Source organism: Archangium primigenium, assembly GCF_016904885.1.
Taxonomy (GTDB): domain Bacteria; phylum Myxococcota; class Myxococcia; order Myxococcales; family Myxococcaceae; genus Cystobacter; species Cystobacter primigenius.
Genome location: NZ_JADWYI010000001.1, coordinates 3,746,339 through 3,763,548 on the forward strand (window position 1 = coordinate 3,746,339; position 17,210 = coordinate 3,763,548).

The 17,210-nt window shown below is 71.1% G+C and carries 15 protein-coding genes; 10 read left to right on the forward strand and 5 right to left on the reverse strand.

Translation table 11 applies throughout. From position 1 onward, the window contains the following. The first annotated feature begins 151 nt into the window (after positions 1 to 151). Entirely contained in the window at positions 152 to 358 is a 207-nt protein-coding gene (locus I3V78_RS15525) for a hypothetical protein (protein ID WP_204488686.1), read from the forward strand. A gap of 10 nt (positions 359 to 368) precedes the next feature. On the opposite strand, the gene I3V78_RS15530 is transcribed toward I3V78_RS15525, so the two are convergent. Next, positions 369 to 1,034, reverse strand: coding sequence for a YggS family pyridoxal phosphate-dependent enzyme (locus I3V78_RS15530; protein WP_204488688.1), 666 nt, complete (start codon positions 1,032 to 1,034; stop codon positions 369 to 371). Next, complete coding sequence (locus I3V78_RS15535) at positions 1,031 to 1,627, reverse strand: Maf family protein (protein ID WP_204488690.1); 597 nt, start codon at positions 1,625 to 1,627, stop codon at positions 1,031 to 1,033. Before I3V78_RS15535 ends, I3V78_RS15530 begins: the two co-directional genes overlap by 4 nt. 45 nt (positions 1,628 to 1,672) lie before the next feature. Here I3V78_RS15535 and I3V78_RS15540 point away from each other — a divergent pair, with 45 nt between their 5' ends. Continuing rightward, the gene (locus I3V78_RS15540) at positions 1,673 to 2,764 is read left to right on the forward strand and encodes a GGDEF domain-containing protein (RefSeq protein ID WP_204488693.1); all 1,092 of its coding nucleotides are present in this window, start codon (positions 1,673 to 1,675) and stop codon (positions 2,762 to 2,764) included. Between the two features lie 69 nt (positions 2,765 to 2,833). On the opposite strand, the gene I3V78_RS15545 is transcribed toward I3V78_RS15540, so the two are convergent. Continuing rightward, positions 2,834 to 4,399 carry a peptidylprolyl isomerase gene (locus I3V78_RS15545; RefSeq protein ID WP_204488695.1) on the reverse strand — a complete coding sequence of 522 codons (1,566 nt, stop codon included), beginning with the start codon at positions 4,397 to 4,399 and terminating at the stop codon, positions 2,834 to 2,836. Positions 4,400 to 4,630: 231 nt separating this feature from the next. Here I3V78_RS15545 and mreC point away from each other — a divergent pair, with 231 nt between their 5' ends. The 6 genes from mreC (at position 4,631) to I3V78_RS15575 (ending at position 14,084) form a co-directional block, all read left to right on the forward strand. Then, positions 4,631 to 5,488: a rod shape-determining protein MreC gene (mreC, locus tag I3V78_RS15550; protein ID WP_204488697.1), complete on the forward strand. Its 858-nt coding sequence runs from the start codon at positions 4,631 to 4,633 to the stop codon at positions 5,486 to 5,488. After that, entirely contained in the window at positions 5,485 to 5,991 is a 507-nt protein-coding gene (locus I3V78_RS15555) for a hypothetical protein (protein WP_204488699.1), read from the forward strand. Before mreC ends, I3V78_RS15555 begins: the two co-directional genes overlap by 4 nt. Next, positions 5,988 to 8,000 (forward strand): penicillin-binding protein 2, encoded by a 2,013-nt coding sequence (gene mrdA / locus I3V78_RS15560; protein ID WP_239576445.1) that lies wholly within the window; start codon positions 5,988 to 5,990, stop codon positions 7,998 to 8,000. Before I3V78_RS15555 ends, mrdA begins: the two co-directional genes overlap by 4 nt. Beyond that, the gene (gene rodA, locus I3V78_RS15565) at positions 7,984 to 9,135 is read left to right on the forward strand and encodes a rod shape-determining protein RodA (protein WP_204488701.1); all 1,152 of its coding nucleotides are present in this window, start codon (positions 7,984 to 7,986) and stop codon (positions 9,133 to 9,135) included. Before mrdA ends, rodA begins: the two co-directional genes overlap by 17 nt. Positions 9,136 to 9,226: 91 nt before the next feature. Continuing rightward, positions 9,227 to 12,439: a lantibiotic dehydratase gene (locus I3V78_RS15570; RefSeq protein WP_204488703.1), complete on the forward strand. Its 3,213-nt coding sequence runs from the start codon at positions 9,227 to 9,229 to the stop codon at positions 12,437 to 12,439. Between the two features lie 109 nt (positions 12,440 to 12,548). Further along, positions 12,549 to 14,084: a glycosyltransferase family 39 protein gene (locus tag I3V78_RS15575; RefSeq protein ID WP_204488705.1), complete on the forward strand. Its 1,536-nt coding sequence runs from the start codon at positions 12,549 to 12,551 to the stop codon at positions 14,082 to 14,084. Here I3V78_RS15575 and mgtE read toward each other — a convergent pair. Further along, complete coding sequence (gene mgtE, locus I3V78_RS15580; protein WP_204488707.1) at positions 14,059 to 15,438, reverse strand: magnesium transporter; 1,380 nt, start codon at positions 15,436 to 15,438, stop codon at positions 14,059 to 14,061. The two genes, I3V78_RS15575 and mgtE, sit on opposite strands and share 26 nt — an antisense overlap. A gap of 254 nt (positions 15,439 to 15,692) precedes the next feature. On the opposite strand from mgtE, the gene I3V78_RS15585 reads away from it, so the two are divergent. Next, positions 15,693 to 16,280, forward strand: coding sequence for a PilZ domain-containing protein (locus I3V78_RS15585; protein WP_338023599.1), 588 nt, complete (start codon positions 15,693 to 15,695; stop codon positions 16,278 to 16,280). Between the two features lie 7 nt (positions 16,281 to 16,287). Here the strand turns inward: I3V78_RS15585 and trxA are convergent, their stop codons facing one another. Beyond that, positions 16,288 to 16,623, reverse strand: coding sequence for a thioredoxin (gene trxA / locus I3V78_RS15590; RefSeq protein WP_204488711.1), 336 nt, complete (start codon positions 16,621 to 16,623; stop codon positions 16,288 to 16,290). A 196-nt stretch (positions 16,624 to 16,819) separates the two neighbouring features. Here trxA and I3V78_RS15595 point away from each other — a divergent pair, with 196 nt between their 5' ends. Next, positions 16,820 to 17,191, forward strand: coding sequence for a hypothetical protein (locus I3V78_RS15595; RefSeq protein WP_204488714.1), 372 nt, complete (start codon positions 16,820 to 16,822; stop codon positions 17,189 to 17,191). Positions 17,192 to 17,210: the final 19 nt, after the last annotated feature.

Below are 17,210 nucleotides of genomic sequence, written 5' to 3' on the forward strand. Positions count from 1 at the left end.
GGTCCATCCGACGCCGAGGCACCTTCCGCCGTTCGTGCGGCGACCAGGCGGGCAGGCGCCCGGAATGTCGCAAGCGGTGCGGCATTCGGTCCGGGGGGCTGCTAGCCTCGGGCCCCCCCGGCACGCCGACGTCCGGGGCCGGAGGGACCACATGCCGCTGGACCATTACGACGACGACGACGAGGCGGATTCCGGCAACAAGACCGCGCGGCGGGACTTCGACTGTCCGGAGTGCAACGCCAACAACCCCCTGGATGACGCGCTCACGGACGGCCAGGAACTGCACTGCAACTATTGCGGCTGCGAGTTCCTGGTGAAGGTGGGGGACAACGGGCGCTTCAAGTTCCGGGAGATTTGAGCCGCGCCGCTCACGCGCGCTCGCCGAAGAGGGCGGTGCCCACGCGCACCAGGGTGGCCCCCTCCTCGATGGCGAGCTCGAAGTCGTGCGTGGTGCCCATGGACAGGCCCGCGAGGCCATGCGTCCGGGCCAGCTCCCGCAGGGCGCGGAAGTAACCCCGGGCCTCGTCCTCGTGCTCCGTGGGCGGCGGCAGCGTCATGAGCCCCTCCACCCGCAGGCCCGGCAGCGCCCGGACGGCGTCGAGGAACGGGCCGAGGGCCTCCGGGGCGAGGCCACTCTTGCTCGCCTCGCCGCCCACGTTCACCTCCACCTGACAGGGCAGGGGCGCCTCCAGCCGGCGGCGCGACAGCTCCTGGGCCACCTCGAGCCGCTCCAGCGCGTGGTAGGCGTGCGCCACCTTCGCCACGTACTTCACCTTGTTCGTCTGCAGGGGCCCGATGGCGTGCCAGCGCACCCCCTCCAGGTCCGCCAGCTCCACGGCCTTGTCGCGCAGCTCCTGGGCGTAGTTCTCCCCGAAGTCGCGCTGCCCCGCGGCATACGCCTCGCGGATGAGCGCCCCGGGCTTGAGCTTGGACACGGCCACCAGCGTGACGGAGTCAGGCGCCCGGCCCGCCCGGGCACACGCCGCCTCCATCCGGGCCCGCACCGCGGCGAGTCGCTCGGCCAGGGGGCTCATCGCGGGCTCCAGGGCAGGGGCACCCCGGCCTGGCCGAGCAGCGCCAGCGTCTCCCCCAGCGGCAGGCCAATGACGTTGGTGGGGCTGCCCTCCACCGAGGCCACCAGGAATCCCCCCTTGCCCTGGATGGCGTAGCTGCCCGCCTTGTCCAGGGGCTCCCCCGTCGCCGCGTACCAGGCGATTTCCTCGGAACCCAGGGAACGGAACGTGACGCGGGTGCGTACCAGCACGGACGTCATGCGCGCTCCGACGAGCGCCACGCCGGTGTGCACCTCATGTGTCCTGCCCGACAATCGCGTGAGCATCCCCCGGGCCTCGGCCTCGTCCTGGGGTTTGCCGAGGAGCATGCCGTCGAGCGCCACGGTGGTGTCGGCGGCCAGCACCCAGGCGCCGGGTCGCCGGGCGGCCACGGCCCGGGCCTTCTCCCGCGCCAGCCGCAGCACGTAGGCTCCCGCCTCCTCGCCCGCCGTGGGGGTTTCGTCGATGTCCGCGGCCGACACCTCGAAGACGAGGCCAAGCTGGCCGAGCAACTCCCGCCGCCGCGGCGAGGCCGAGGCGAGAACGAGCTGGGTTTGACCCACTGGTGTGTGCATGTTACGGCTCGGCTCTAGCAGAACTGCGCCCTGGAGTGGATCTGGATGAATCCCGCGGACCTGCTCGCGGCCATGACGCGCACGGTGGAGCAGCTCGCCGCCTACAACGACATCGCCAAGGCGTTGACCTCCACGCTCGAACTGCGCGAGGTCCTCAGTTTGATGATGGAGAAGGTGCGCAGCCTGCTGCGGCCTCGGAACTGGTCCCTGCTGCTGCAGGACGAGCGGACGGGAAAGCTGTACTTCGAGATCGCCGTGGGGGAGGGGGCCGAGGTCCTCAAGGGCCTGCAGCTCGCTCCAGGCGAGGGCATCGCTGGCACGGTGTTCTCCACGGGCGCGGCGCGGCTGGTGGCGGACGTATCGCATGATCCGGCCTTCGCCGCCCGCTTCGATGCCGCCTCCACCTTCCGCACCCGCTCCATCGTGGCCGTGCCGCTCATCGCGCGCGGCCAGGTGCTGGGTGTCATCGAGCTGGTCAACGGGCTGTCGGATCGGCCCTTCAACCAGGAAGATTTGATGGCGCTCACGGCGATCGCGGACTTCGCGGCCATCGCCATCGAGAACGCGCGCAACTTCCGGCGGGTGCAGGAGCTCACCATCAAGGACGAGCACACGGGCGTCTACAACGCCCGCCACCTGCGCGCCCAGCTCGAGCACGAGGTGCGCCGCTCCCAGCGCTTCCACCACCCGGTGTCGCTCGTCTTCCTGGACCTGGATCACTTCAAGTCCATCAACGACGCGCACGGGCACCTGGTGGGCAGCGCCGTGCTGCGCGAGGTGGGCGATCTGCTCATGTCGTGCTGCCGCCAGCTCGACTACGTCTTTCGCTACGGCGGGGACGAGTTCGCCCTGCTGCTGGTGGAGACGGGCACGGACGGCGCGGTGATCACGGCCACGCGCATCCGCGATGCCTTCCGCAACCAGCGCTTCCAGCAGGCGGCGGAGCTGGACCTGATGGTGACGGCGAGCCTGGGCGTGGCCACCTACCCCGAGCACGCCCTGTCCGCGGTGGACCTGGTGCGGGCGGCGGACTTCGCCATGTACGAGGCCAAGGCCCGGGGCCGGGACGACATCCGGGTGGCCGTGCCCCACATGGACCGGCCCGCGGGCGTGGCGTCGCGCATCGGCCGGAAATGACGACGGGCGCCGCTCCCGTGGGGGAGACGGCGCCCGGTGGGGCCCTCGGAGGGGACGGGCCCCGGGTGACTAGCCGCCCACGGCCTGGTCGAGCACGGTGGGGTTGGTCTCCACCTTGCCGCTCTGGCGCAGCGCCTTGAGGAAGGAGTCGGCCACCTCGTACTGCTTGGCCTGCTCGGCCTGCTGGCGCAGCTCGGTCTTCTTCTCGGCGAACTTCGTGTCATCCGGCAGCTGGCGCTCGGTCACCTGGGCGATCACGAAGCCCTCGCCCACGGGGTAGGCCTGCTCGAGCAGGGCGGGGCCCTTGGTGGCGAACACGGCGGTGACGAGGTCCGGCGCCGGGCCCAGGTGGGGGATGTTGGAGGCGGCGGCGGTGAAGGTGTCCGTCTGCACGGCCTCCGGGCGCGTCTCGGTCTCGAAGCGCAGGAGCGCCGGCTGGCCCTCCTTCTCCGGCGGGAACAGCGTGGCGAGCGTCTTGCCGCCCTTGGCCGCGGCCAGGGCCTTGTCCGCCTCGGCGCGCGCCGTGCCCTGGGCCTTGTCCTTCTTGTAGAGCGAGGTGGCAATCTCGTCCTGCACCTGCTCGAGCGTGCGGTCCTGGGCCGGCTTCTTCTCCTCCACCTTCACCAGGTGCACGCCAAAGCGCGTCTCCACCGGCTCGGTCACCTTGCCGGCCTCCAGCGCGAAGGCGGCGTTGGCCAGGGCCGGATCCCAGTTGCCGCGCTCCACCCAGCCCAGGTCGCCGCCGCTGGCCTTGGTGCCCGGGTCCTCGCTGCTGGCGCTCGCCACGGTGGCGAAGTCCTTGCCGCCCTCGAGCTCCTGACGCAGGGCCTGGGCGCGCGCGAGCGCCTGGGACTTCTGCTCGGGCGTGGCCTCGGGCGCGAGCTTCACCAGGATCTGCCGGGCGCGGATGCGCTCGGGCTGCTGGTAGAGGAAGCGGTTGGTCTCGTAGTACTCCTTGATCTCCTTCTCGTGGCCCTGCTTGAAGGCGGCGAGCTCGGCGGCGGTGGGCGCGGCGACCTTGTCCGCGTACATGCTCGGCAGGAAGCGGGCGAACACCACGCGGGCCTGGTTGCCCTCCTTCTCGAAGCGGGTGCGCACCTCGTCGTCGGAGACGACCACGCCGTTCTGCACCACGCCCAGCATCTTCTGGGCGGTCAGGCGCTTGCGCAGCGACTCCTCGTAGTCCGCCGGGGTCTGGCGGAAGTAGTCGCGCAGGACCTGGGTGTAGGTGGGGTAGTCGAACTGGCCGTCCTTCTGGAACTCGGGGCTGCGCTGGAGGATCTTGAGGATCTCCTCGTCCGAGGCGCGCACCCCGTGCTGGGCGGCGGCCTGGGAGAGCAGCTCGGTGTTCACCAGCCGGTCCAGCACCGTCTTGGGCAGGCCGAACTGCCGGGCGACCGCCTCGGTGATGGGCTGGCCCTGCTGCCGCAGGTACTGGAGCTGACCCGCGTACTCCCGCAGGAACTCGTTGGCGGGAATTTCCTTGCCGTTGACCACCGCGGCGGCCGAGGGCGCCGCGCCCCCTCCCGTGTTGGCGAACCCGTTGTTGCCCGGGCCGAACTGGACGGTGAACACCACCGCGATCGCGATGATGAAGAGGAGCGAGAAGACCTTGCGCGGATCCAGAGAGCCCATGATGCCGTGACCGTTTCCGTGACTTGAATGCGACGGGAACGCCCCCGGATTGGAAGGTTTCCCGAAGCGCGTGTGTTGGGTGCCCGGTCGGAAGTGGGAAGTTGTGACGTCCCCCTCCGTGAAGGCCTTGACTGCCTAGAGCAACACCCCGGATAAAGCAAGCGATTCAGAGTAGTTAGCGCCTCCCCCCGCCGCCTCCCGCTCCCCCTCTCCCACACGGACCTCCACGAAGTGTTGTCGCTTCTCAAGCGCTACCGGACGCTACTCATCGTGGGAGCCTTGCTGCTCTACCCGTTCGGGTCCTTCCTGACGACGGGGCGACGCGGCCGGGAGCCCAATGTCTTGGACCGTGCCGTCATCGGCCTGACCGCTCCCTTGCAGCGCGGGCTGGTGGGCCTCATCGATGGGGTGAAGGCCATGGTGTTCGGCTACCTGGACCTGCGGGAGGTCCGCCAGGAGAACGAGCAGCTGCGCGCGGAGAACCTCCAGCTGAGGGCGAGCGTCCAGGCACTGGGCGAGGCCCGGGTGGAGAATGATCGGCTGCGGGGCCTGCTCGGCTACTCGGAGTCCTCGCCGGGGCCGGACATCGCCGCGCGGGTCATCGGGGTCAACCCGGTGAGCAAGCTCCTGTCGGTGCGCATCAACCGGGGCGAGTCGGACGGGGTGTTCCGCGGCATGTCCGTGGTGACGCCCGACGGCATCGTGGGCCAGGTGGTGCGCACGACGGGCGGCTGGGCGGACGTGGTGCTGGTGACGGACGCGCAGAGCCGGGTGGGCGTGCGGGTGCAGCGCTCGCGCTCGCGGGGTACCGCGGCCGGCGCGGGCAAGGGCCCCCTGCAACTGGAGAACATGCTGCGCACCGAGGACATCCAGGAGGGCGACCTCATCATCACCTCGGGCACGGACGGGGTGTATCCGCCGGGCCTGGTGGTAGGCACGGTGACGCACCTGGAGAAGACCGAGCACGGCATGTTCCTGGGCGGAGACATCGTTCCCGCGGTGGACACCACGCGGCTGGAGGAGGTGCTCGTGCGCGGCAACGCCTTTGGCTCCATGGCCCAGTCCCAGCAGGAGGGGGGCACGCGATGAAGTTCCTGGTCACCGTGGCCCTGGCGCTCGTGCTGCTGACGCTGGAGTCGGTGCTGGTGCAGCAGCTGGGCCTGGCCATCAGCCGCATCGACGTGACGGTGGTGCTCGTGGCCTTCCTGGCCCTGCGCGCCAGCACCATCGAGGGCGCCATCTCCTCGTTCGCCGTGGGCTACCTGCTGGACCTGATGAGCGGCCAGCCCACGGGGCTGTTCACCTTCCTGGCCGTCTTCATCTTCCTCATCGGCCGGCTGGTGGCGCGGCTCACGGACGTGCGGGGCCGGGCGTCCTTCGTGCTCTTCGCCATGGGGGGTGACGTGACCCACGGCGCGCTCACGGGCTTCTTCACCTGGCTCACCACCAAGGATGGCTCGGCCTCGGCGATCCTCCCGGGCCTGCCCCTGCAGGTGGCGCTCACGGGCGTGGCGGCGGCCCTGCTCTATCCCCTGCTGCGGCGCTTCGAGGTGTCGCAGGATCGTTCCTCCTCCGCGGGACTCTTGCGTTGACGACCCTCTCCGAGACCACCCCCGGGCGCGACCTCAAGCGCCGCTTCGTCTGGCTGGGCCTGGCCATGGTGCTGGGCATGGTGGTGCTCTCCGTGCAGCTCTACCGGCTGCAGATCACCCAGGGCGAGGAGTACGCGGCCAAGAGCGTGGCCAACTTCGTGAAGGAGGTGCGCCTGCGCGCCGATCGCGGCCTCATCAAGGACCGCCGCGGCGCCATCCTCGTGGACAGCCGCCCCTCCTTCGACGCCTTCATCACCCCGGCCTTCTGCACCAACTGCGCCGACGAGGTGCTGCCGCGCCTGGGTGAGCTGCTCGGCTGGGACGAGCCCACGCGCAAGCGCATGGAGGATCAGATCCGCATCGCCCGCCGCGCCGCGCCCTTCATCCCGCTGCCGGTGCGCGTGGACCTCACCCGGGACGAGTACGACCGCATCAATGCCCGGCGCGACATGCTCGACGGCGTGGAAGTGGTGCCGGTGCCCCACCGCAACTACCGCACCGGGAGCGTGCTGTCGCACGTGCTCGGCTACATGAACGAGATCAATCCGGAGGAGCTCGAGCGGCTCAACGCCGAGGGCGGCCACTACGCGCTGGGCGACTACGTCGGCCGACGCGGCCTGGAGCGCTCGTTCGAGTACGCGCTGTGCGGCACGGACGGGGTGCGCAAGGAGGTCGTCAACGCGCGCGGCCGGGTGCTCGAGGAGTTCAACAACAAGCTGGGCCAGGACACGATGCTGCCCTCGCGGCCGGGCAACAACCTGGTGCTGTCGCTGGACATGCGCCTGCAGGAGGCCGCCGAGCAGGCATTCCCGGGCTCCGCGGGCGCCATGGTGGTGGTGGACGTGAAGACGGGCTTCATCCGCGCGCTGGTGTCGCGCCCCGGCTTCGACTCCAACCTGCTCACCGGCCGCATCACGCCCTCGCAGATGTACGCCCTGGCGCGCGATCCACTCCAGCCCATGGTCAACCGCGTCTCGGCCAACCACTTCAGCCCCGGCTCCACCTTTAAAGTCATCTCCACGCTGGCCGCCTACAAGTCGGGCCTGTTCCGGCCGGAGAGCACCGTCACCTGCACGGGCAGCTACCGGCTCGGCGCGCGGGCCTGGCGCTGCCACAAGGACAGCGGCCACGGCCCCGTCAACGGCAAGACGGCGCTGCAGTACTCGTGCGACTCGTGGTTCTACAAGGTGGCGGACACCATCGGGTTGGATCCCATCGCGGACATGGCCAAGTCGCTGGGCATGGGCTCGCCCACGGGCATTGGCGTGCTCGCCGAGGTGCCCGGCATCATGCCGTCCACCGAGTACCACGACAAGGTGTCCCCCGGCGGCTACACCAAGGGCATGGCGCTCAACAGCGTCATGGGCCAGGGCGACGTGAACGCCACGCCCCTGCAGGTGGTGATGCTCTACGCGGCCATCGCCAACGGCGGCACGCTGTTCAAGCCCCAGCTCGTCGAGCGTGTGGAGGGCCTGGATGGCAGCGTGGTGGAGAAGTTCGACCCGCAGGTGGTGCGCAAGGTGACGATCCCCGAGGCGCACCGCAAGGCGGTGATGGATGCGCTCGTGGCCACGGTGAACGAGCCGGGCGGCACGGCCTATCGCGCCGCCGCGGGCGTGCGCGAGCACCTCAAGGAAGTGGTGATCGCGGGCAAGACGGGCAGCGCGCAGGTGGCGGCCATCGGCGCGGTGCGTCTCAAGGAGCACCAGATGGACTTCTTCCAGCGCGACCACGCGTGGTTCGCGGGCATCGCCCCGGCAGATGATCCGGAGATCGCCATCGTGGTGCTCAACGAGCACGGCGGCCACGGTGGCGCCGACGCCGCGCCCGGCGGCATGATCGTCCTGCAGAAGTACTTCGAGCTGAAGAAGGAGGACGCCGCGAGGGCCAAGGCGGACACGTCCGCCCCGGCGCTGGAGACCGCGCCCATCCAGAACCAGGGCACGCTGTCCCGGGGCACGCAGCCCCCGGCGGCCGGAACGGGAGGCTCGGATGCAGTTGCGCATTGAGCGCCGCATGCTGCCCCACGTCCCGTGGGGCCTGATTCTCAGCGTGCTGGCGGTGATGGGGCTGGGCATCTTCAACCTGGCCTCGGCCTCGCGCTCGCAGGCCTCGCCGGTGTGGACGAGCCAGGCGGCCTACGTGGGCGTCAGCATCCTGGCCGCGCTCGTGGTGTGTCTGGTGGACTACCGCGTCATCAAGAACATGGCGCTGCCCATCTACGTGCTCAACATCGTGGCGCTCCTGGCGCTGCGGCTGTTCGGGCACAAGGCCAAGGGCGCGGAGAGCTGGTTCGTCGTCGGCCCCATCCGTATCCAGCCCGCCGAGTTCATGAAGATCGGCGTGCTGCTCATGCTCGCCAAGGTCTACCACGACGACTTCAAGCCGGGGGAGGGCTCCTACGGCATCAAGCGCCTCATCAAGCCGGTGCTCGTGGTGATGGTGCCCACCACGCTCGTGCTGGTGCAGCCGGACCTGGGCACGGCGTTGATGATGCTGTTGTCCTCGGCCACGGTCATCCTGTTCGGCAAGGTGCGCTGGTACCTGGTGGCGGTGATCGTCGTGGGCTTCCTCTCCGGCGCGGGCATCATCTGGAACGACTACGTGCGCGAGATGCCCGAGCCGCGCACCACCGTCGTGCGCCACTTGCTCAAGCCGCACCAGAGCAAGCGCATCTCCGGGTGGTTGGATCCGGAGTCGGACCTGCGCGGCAGCGGCTACCACGCCGCCCAGTCGAAGATCGCCGTGGGCTCCGGCGGCCTGCATGGCAAGGGATGGAAGGAGGGCACCCAGACGGGTCTGTCCTTCCTGCCCGAGCAGCACACGGACTTCATCTTCTCCGTGTGGGCCGAGGAGCACGGCTTCCTCAAGTGCGTGCTGCTCTTGGTGCTCTACGGGCTCGTCTTCGTGCTGGGCCTGGGCGTGGGCTTCACCGCGCGCGACCGCTTCGGCGCCTTCGCTGCCGTGGGCGTGGTGGCGATGATCTTCTGGCAGGTGTTCGAGAACATCGGGATGGTGATTGGCCTGCTGCCGGTGACGGGCATCACCCTGCCGCTGTTGAGCTATGGCGGCTCGTCGCTGGTGAGCGTGATGCTCTGCATCGGCCTGCTCGTGAACATCAGCATGCGCCGCCACATGTTCTGAGCCCCGGCGCCGTCCTCGGCCCGACAGAGGCCGGGGGGCGTGACGGAGCCGTCTCGGGGCGCCTGCTAGGGTCCTCCCTCGGGGGGAGTCCATGCACGAGCACGAGTCAGGCGCCGTTCCGTCCGGTTTCTTCGCCTTGCGCACGCCCTTGTTGTCCTTCGACGTCCTGGTGGAGTGGGGCGATGGGCTCGAGGCCTCGCGGGCGGAGGCCGGGGCGCGCGAGGCCGCGCTCGTCCGGGACCGCGCCGTGCTCCGGGAGCGACTGCGCCGCTGGGTGGCGCTGCCCGTCGTGCGCGAGGCGCTGTTCGTGGCCTCGCCCCTGCTCGTGGAGAGCCTGCCGGTGTGGGAGTCCGCGCCGGAGTCGGAGCGGGGACAGAAGGTGGAGCGCACCCTGGTGCGCTACCTGGCGCGCATGGCGGGCCGCGCCACGCCCTTCGGACTCTTCGCGGGCCTGTCCCTCGGGCGGGTGGCGGAGCACACGCGCCTGGACATCCCCGGGCGCGGGGCGCTCGGCCGGCACACGCGCCTGGACATGGACTACGTCTGCGCGCTCGTGGAGCAGGTGCGCCAACAGCCCGAGGTGCGGCGCGCGTTGCGGTACGTGCCCAACTCCAGCCTCTACCGGCTCGCCGGACGGCTGCGCTACCTGGAGATGTCGTCGCGGGGCCGCTCGCGCGCCTATCACCTGGTCGCCGTCGACACCGCGCCCCACCTGGACGCCACGCTCGAGCGCGCGCGTCCAGGCCTGACGCTGCCCGCCCTGGCCCGGGCGCTGGCGGAGGAGACGGGCGTCGGTCTCGACGATGCGCTCGCGTACGTGGACACGTTGGCGGCCGAGCAGCTCCTGCTGCCCACCTGGGCGCCCACGCTCACGGGGCCCGAGCCCGTGCCGCACCTGCTCGCGGAGGCCCGGCACGTGCCCGAGCTCCACGCCGTGGGCGAGCGGCTGGCCTCGGTCCAGACGTCCCTGGCGCTCATGGACGCGCAGCCCCTGGGCCTGTCCCCGGACGCCTACCGCGAGGTGGCGCATGCCCTGGAGTCGCTGCCCGTGCCGGTGGAGCTGTCCCGGCTCTTCCAGGTGGACATGTTCCGCGCCACGCCCGAGGCCACGGTGTCCGCGCCCGTGCTCGACGAGCTGCTGCGCGGCGTGGAGGCCCTGCGCCGGTTGATGACCCCACGCCCCCACCCGCTGGAGCGCTTCCGCCAGCGTTTCCTGGAGCGCTACCAGGGCCGCGCCGTGCCGCTCGCGGAGGCGCTGGACGAGGAGAACGGCATCGGCGCCGTCCTCTCCCAGGGGCCGGGACGGGGAACGGGCCCCCTGCTGGAGGGCTTCGTCCTTCCCCGGGAGCCTCAAGAGGAGCGGGGGCGCTGGAGCGAGAAGTGGGCCCACCTGTCGCGACGGCTCGAGGCCCTGCGGGGCGCGGGCCTCCAGGAGCTGCGGCTCACGCCGGAGGATCTCCAGACGCTGTCGGCGGGCCGCGAGCCGCCTCCGTTGCCGGACGCCTTCGGGGTGCTGGCCACCCTGGTGGGCGCCTCCGCGGAGGCGGTGGCCCGAGGGGACTTCCAGGTGCTGGTGGAGAACCTCCACGCGCCCTCGGCCGGCTCCTACCTGGGCCGCTTCTGCCATGGCTCGCCCGCGCTGGAGGCGCAGGTCCAGGCGCACCTGCGGGCCGAGGAGGCCCTGCGCCCCGACGTCCTCTTCGCCGAGGTCGTCCACCTGCCGCAGGATCGCATGGGCAACGTCACCTGCCGTCCCCAACTGCGCCCGTACGACCTCGTCTTCCTGGGCGCGTCGGGCGCGGATGACGCGCACCGCATTGCCCTCGAGGACCTGTGGGTGGGCGTGGAGGGGGAGCGCATCGTCCTGCGCTCGCGGCGCCTGGACCGGGAGGTCGTCCCCCGGCTGAGCAATGCCCACAACTACTCGGCCTACGGCCTGGGCCTCTACCGGTTCCTGGGTCTGCTCCAGCACGGGCAGGTCTCGGGGCTCCAGTTCAGCTGGGGACCCCTGGCGACGGCGGCCTTCCTGCCGCGGGTGGTGTGGGGACGCGCGGTGCTGTCGCTCGCGCGCTGGAATGTGGAGGCCCGCCAGCTGAGGGCCTGGGGCGCGCTCCAGGGCGCCGGGCGCTTCGAGGCCGTCCAAGCCTTCCGCCACGAGGCGCGGCTGCCCCGGTGGATCTGCCTGCGGGACGCGGACAACCAGCTCCCCATCGATCTGGACAACGTGCTGTGCGTGGAGACGCTCGTGCACGCCGTCAAGGAGCGCGCGAACGCGGTCCTGGAGGAGCTGTTTCCCGGACCGGAGGCGCTGTGCGCCCGGGGCGAGGAGGGGGGCTATCAGCACGAGCTGGTGGTGCCCTTCGTGCGGACGCGCTCGGGAGTCGAGCCCTCGCCGCCGACGCGCGTGGCCCCGCTGCCGCCGCCCGGAGTACGCCGCACCTTCCCTCCGGGCACCGAGTGGCTCGACGTGAAGTTCCACGCGGGTCCGGCGACCCTGGACCGGTTGCTCGCGGGTCCGGTGGGAGCGCTCCTCGAGCGGCTCCAGGCCTCGGGCGCGGTGGAGCGCTGGTTCTTCGTGCGCGCCCCGGAGCCGGACGGCCACCTGCGCCTGCGGTTCCAGGGCGAGCCCGGTCGATTGGACGGGGAGGTCTGGCCCCGGGTGCGCGCGGTCTGCGCCGCGGCGATGGCCGAGGGAAACGGGTGGCGCCTGCAACTGGATACCTATGAGCGCGAGGTGGAGCACCTCGGGGGCGCCGAGGGGGTGGTGCTGGCCGAGGCGCTGTTCCACGCGGACAGCGAGGCGGTACTGACCCTGCTGCGCGGGGAGGGCACGGCGCGGCCGGAGGCGCGCTGGCGGTGGACCCTGCTGGGCATGGACGCGCTCTTGGAGGACCTGGGCTTCTGCCTGGAGGAGAAGCTCGCCGTGGTGGGCCGGGCCCGCGCCCGACTCGGCGCCGGGCTCCACGTGGACAAGGCCTTCGAGGCGCAATTGGGCGAGCGCTACCGGCGCGAGAGCCGTGTCCTGGAGCGGCTGCTCTGGCCCCCGAGCGGTGCCGAGGCGCCTCCGGGCATGCGCGCCTTCGAGCGGCGGAGGGCGCGAGGCCGCGAGGCGGTGGCGCGGTGGCGCGAGGCGGAGGGGGAGGGGCGGCTCACGCGGAGCCTGGAGGACCTGGCCGAGCGCTGCCTGCACCTGCATGTCAACCGCATGCTCCCGAGTGAGCAGCGGATCCAGGAGCTCATCCTCCAGGACTTCCTGACCCGGCTGTACCGCTCCCGGCGGGCCCGGCTCCTCAAGGGGACGTGAGCCCCGTCCGGCGGGTGCTGGTTTCAGGCACGCGCCTGGGGCATGGTTCGCCCCCCTCGCCCGCCGCCGGGAGCAAGGCCCGGCACCTGGAGCGGATGAGGAGTACGTGATGACGTGGTCGGAGGAGTCCTCCGGAGTCTGGACACGGCGGGTCGTGGGGCTCAGTGGGGTGTTGGCCCTGCTCCGGCTCGTCTACGCGGCCCGGGTGGAGCTCGCGCCGCAAGAGGCCTACTACTGGCAGTACGCGCGTCACCTGGATTGGTCGTACTTCGACCACCCCCCCATGTGCGCGTGGTGGATCGGCCTGTCGGTGAAGCTGCTGGGCCCGAGCGAACTGGGCGTGCGCGTGCCCGCGGTGGTGTCGGCGACCCTGCTGACGTGGCTGCTCTACTCGCTCGGCCGGAGGCTGTACTCGCCGGCGGTGGGCGCGCTCGCGGCGCTCGCGGCCAACGCCACGGTGCTGCTCGGCCTGGGCGCGGTGGTGATGACGCCGGACGTGCCCCTGGTGCTCTTCTGGACGGCGGCGCTGCGCGTGTTGTGCGAGCTGGTGCTGCCGGACGGGGAGGGGGCGGGGCGGGGCGGCTGGCGCTGGTACGTCCTGGGCGCGCTCTGCGGCCTGGCGATGTTGTCCAAGTACACCGCCGCGCTGCTGCCTCCGCAGATCCTCCTCACCGCGCTGCTGTCGCCCCGGGGCCGGGCCTCGTTGCGCTCGCCCCATCCGTACCTGGCCCTGCTCGTGGCGCTCGCCGTCTTCGCGCCCGTCTTCATCTGGAACGCCCAACATGACTGGGCCTCGTTCGCCTTCCAGACGCGGGGGCGGGCGCGCACCGTGCACGGCTTCCAGCCCCACCTGCTCGGGCGCTACCTGGGCCTGCAGGCCGTGGCGGTGGGGCCGCTGCTCTACCTGTCCCTGCTGCTGTCGGCGGGCCTGTTGGTGGGACCCGCGCTCCGGGGCGATCCCCGCGCCCGGCTGCTGGGCCTCGCGAGCCTGCCGGGGCTGCTCGTCTTCTCCGCCGTGAGCCCCCTGCACTGGGTGAAGATGAACTGGGTGGCGCCCGCGTACATCGGCGTGTTCGTGGCGACGGCGGCCCGGTGGCACGCGCGGTGGCACACGCGGGGCCAGGGGCTCTACCCGGGCCTCGCGCTGGGCACGGGGGCGCTCCTGGTGCTGGGCATGTACCTGATGCCCCTGTGGCCGGCCATTCCCTTCAAGGAGAAGGACAACCTGGTGAGCGGCTGGCGCCAACTGGCCGAGCACGTCCAGGACTGGCGCCAGCGCGTGGCCCGGCCGGGCTCGCCGCCGTTGGTGGTGGGGTGGGGCTACAAGACGGCGAGCGAGCTGGCCTTCTACCTGCCGGACCGACCCGAGACCCAGTCGGATCCGGCCCTGGGCGGCACGGGGCTCGCCTATGACTTCTGGTGGGACCGGGTGGGGCCCCACGCGGATGCGCTCGTGGTGGTGGATGACCGGCAGCCGATGCGCGACGAGGCCACGCGCCTGGCGGCCCACTGCGGCGAGGTGCGCGCGCTGCCCCCCGTGACGGTGCGCCGGGGGGAGCGGCCGGTGACGACCTACCGGCTCTGGCACTGCCTGGACTGGCGGCGCGAGGCGCGGGCGGCTACAGCGCCCGGCCAGTCAGGATGAGGGTGATGACGGTGAAGTAGATGACCACGCCGGTGACGTCCACCAGCGTGGCCACGAAGGGCGCCGAGGCGGTGGCGGGATCCAACCCGAGCCGCCGCAAGAGGAAGGGCAGCATCGAGCCGCACAGCGTGCCGAAGGTCACCACGCCCACCACGCTCAGGCCCACCGCCACGCCCACCCAGGCGAAGTGCGGCCCGTAGAGGATCTCCCGCTCGGGCCACAGCAGGATGCGAAAGAAGCCGAGCAGTCCGAGGAACACGCCGAGCGTCAGGCCGCTGATCATCTCCCGGAGCGCCACCTTCCACCAGTCGTGCAGCGACACGTCGCGCACGGCGAGCGCGCGGATGATGAGCGAGGTGGCCTGGGAGCCCGAGTTGCCGCCGGAGGAGATGATGAGGGGCACGAAGGTGCCCAGGAACACCGCCTGGGCGACGGCGTCCTGGTAGTGCGCCATGGCGGTGGCGGTGAACATCTGCCCCACGAAGAGCACGGTGAGCCAGCCCACGCGCTTGCGCAGCATGCCCACGATGCCGATGTCCATGTAGGGCGCCTCGAGCGCCTCCATGCCGCCGATGCGCTGGATGTCCTCGGTGGCCTCCTCCTCGGCCGCGTCCAGCACGTCGTCCACGGTGATGATGCCCACCAGCACGCCCCGCGAGTCCGTCACCGGCAGCGCCACCCGGTCGTACTTCTCGAACATGCTGATGAACTCCTCGCGCTCGGCCGTCGCGGGGATGCTCACCAGTTGCCGGTCATGGATGTCGGTGACGGGGGTGCTGGGCACGGCCATCACGAGCGCCGCGAGCCGCACGTCGTCCAGGAGCCGGCCCTTCTCGTCCACGATGTAGAGCACGTGGAGGGTTTCGCGGCCCTGGCCGTGGGTGCGCACGTAGTCCAGCGCGGCGCCCGCCGTGAGGTTGCCCGGCAGGGTGAGGTACTCCGGCGTCATGTACCGGCCGGCGCTCTTCTCCGGGTAGCCCAAGAGGCTGCGCGCCAGCTTGAGCTGCTCGGGCGACAGCGACGTGAGCAGCCGCTTGGTCACCTCCGCCGGCAGCTCCTCCAACAGGCGCGTGCGATCGTCCGGCGCCATCTCGTCCAGCAGGTTCTTGAGCTGCTCGCGGCCCAGCGTGTCGACGATCTCCGTCTGCTGGGAGGGCGGCAAGTACTCGAACACCTGCGCCGCCGCGTCCCGGGGCAGCAGCCGGAAGATGATGCCGCTCTCGTCGGCGGGCAGATCCTCGATCACCTCGGCGATGTCCGCCGGGTCCACTTCCGAGAAGGCGTCGCGCAGCGCGCTCCAATTCTTGGCGGCGATGAGTTCGTCGAACTCGGGCTTGAGGAGGTTTCCCAACATCGCGATCTCCAGGCGCGGACGAAGGGGCGCATGGTGTATGAAACCCGTCGCCGGGGGTACGCAAATCGCTCCCGCGCCCGCGGAGGAAGACGATGGACGGCAAGGGCTCGCGCAGGAAGACATCCGCCCCGCTGAAAAACCCGGGGGCCGAGGCCCCTCCGTCCCGCCCGGCGGCCCCGGCGCCCGCCCCCCGCCCGGAACCCTTGCTCCCCCCACGGTCCGCGGCGACCGTTTCGCCGACCCCGGCGGCCCCGGTGTCCGCGCCTCGGCCCGCGCCCTTCGCCTCGCGCTTCGCCCCGGCGCCCGCCCCGGCCGCGCCGCGCCCCTTCTTCTCGCCCGTCATCGCCCAGGGGAGCGCCGAGGAGACCGAGCACCGGAGCTTTCCCCGGGCCAGCCTCGCCACGAGCGTGGAGGTGTGGGTGGAGCGGGACGGCGAGCGGCGCTTCACCGCCACGCTGCGCTCGACCAACGTGAGCGTGGGGGGCGCCTTCCTGGAGAGCACCTTCTTCCTGCCCCTGGACACCGAGGTGCGCGTGCGCTTCTCGCTGGAGCCGGGCGCGGCGCCGGTGGAGGCCCGGGCCCGGGTGGTGCGCGAGCAGCGGCCCCGCCGCGAGGGGGAGCCCTCGGGGTTCGGCGTGCATTTCGAGGAGTTCTACGGCCAGACGGAGGTGGCGCTGGCGCGGCTCTTCCTGGACACGCGCCTGCGCGCGTTCGCCGAGGAGTTCCTGCGCTCACCCCGCGCCCGGGGCCTGTCCAACGAGCTGGAGCGCGTGGTGGACGCGCTCGCGGCGTGGGAGCTGCTCAAGGCGCACACCGCCACGGATTCGTGGCGGGGCGAGTAGGGCCACCTCAGGCGTTGAGGGCCTTCTTCATCGCGTCCTCGATCTTCGACTTGGGCACGGAGCCGATGATCGTCTCCACGACCCGGCCGCCCTTGAAGATGAGCAGGGTGGGGATGGAGCGGATGCCGTAGTTCTGCGGCGTGCCCTGGTTCTCGTCGATGTTCATCTTGGTCACCTTGACCTGCCCCTTGTACTGGGTGGCCAGGGCATCGACGGACGGCGCGATGGCGCGGCAGGGCCCGCACCAGGTGGCCCAGAAGTCCACGAGCACGGGCTCGGCGGAATCCAGCACTTCCTTCTTGAAATCCCCGTCTTTAACGTTCACCACGTCGGCGCCAGCCATGTTGTTCTCCTCCGGTCCATGAACCATCCGGGACGGGGCCTGCTGTAATACGGGCCCCCAGGGCCTGCAAGCAGGCGTCCCCTCGTGGTTATTCGCTTGGTGAGATGCGGACGGAGCACGGGCGTTGCGCCCCGGGCGGCGGAGGGCTCAGTTGGCGCTTCGGACCCGGGCGGGGCGGTGTAGACTGCCCGCCGTGATGAGGCTCTTTCTTCCCCAGACCCAGCTCGAGGAGTGGGCCCTGGAGGACAAAGCGGACGTGCGCGACGGGGTGCTCCAAGTGACGGGCGAGGAGGGCGTGTACCCCGTGACGCCCGCGGTCCATGTGCTCCAGTTGGTGACAGGCGAGGACACCCATGGCCTGGTCACCAAGGTGAAGACCGAGGAGCAGCTCAAGTCCCTGGGCGCCGAGCAGATGGCCGACTCGGTGTTGCTCGGAGATACGGCATACGAAGTCGTCCCCGGTTATGTCGCCGAGGTGCCCGAAGCCCCCTCGGACGAGCCAGAGGCGGCCAGGCCCGATTCCGAGACCGATCTCCTCGCCGCCTTCCTTTTGAACAAGATGGGCTGACGCACCGGGCCCCGTGGGT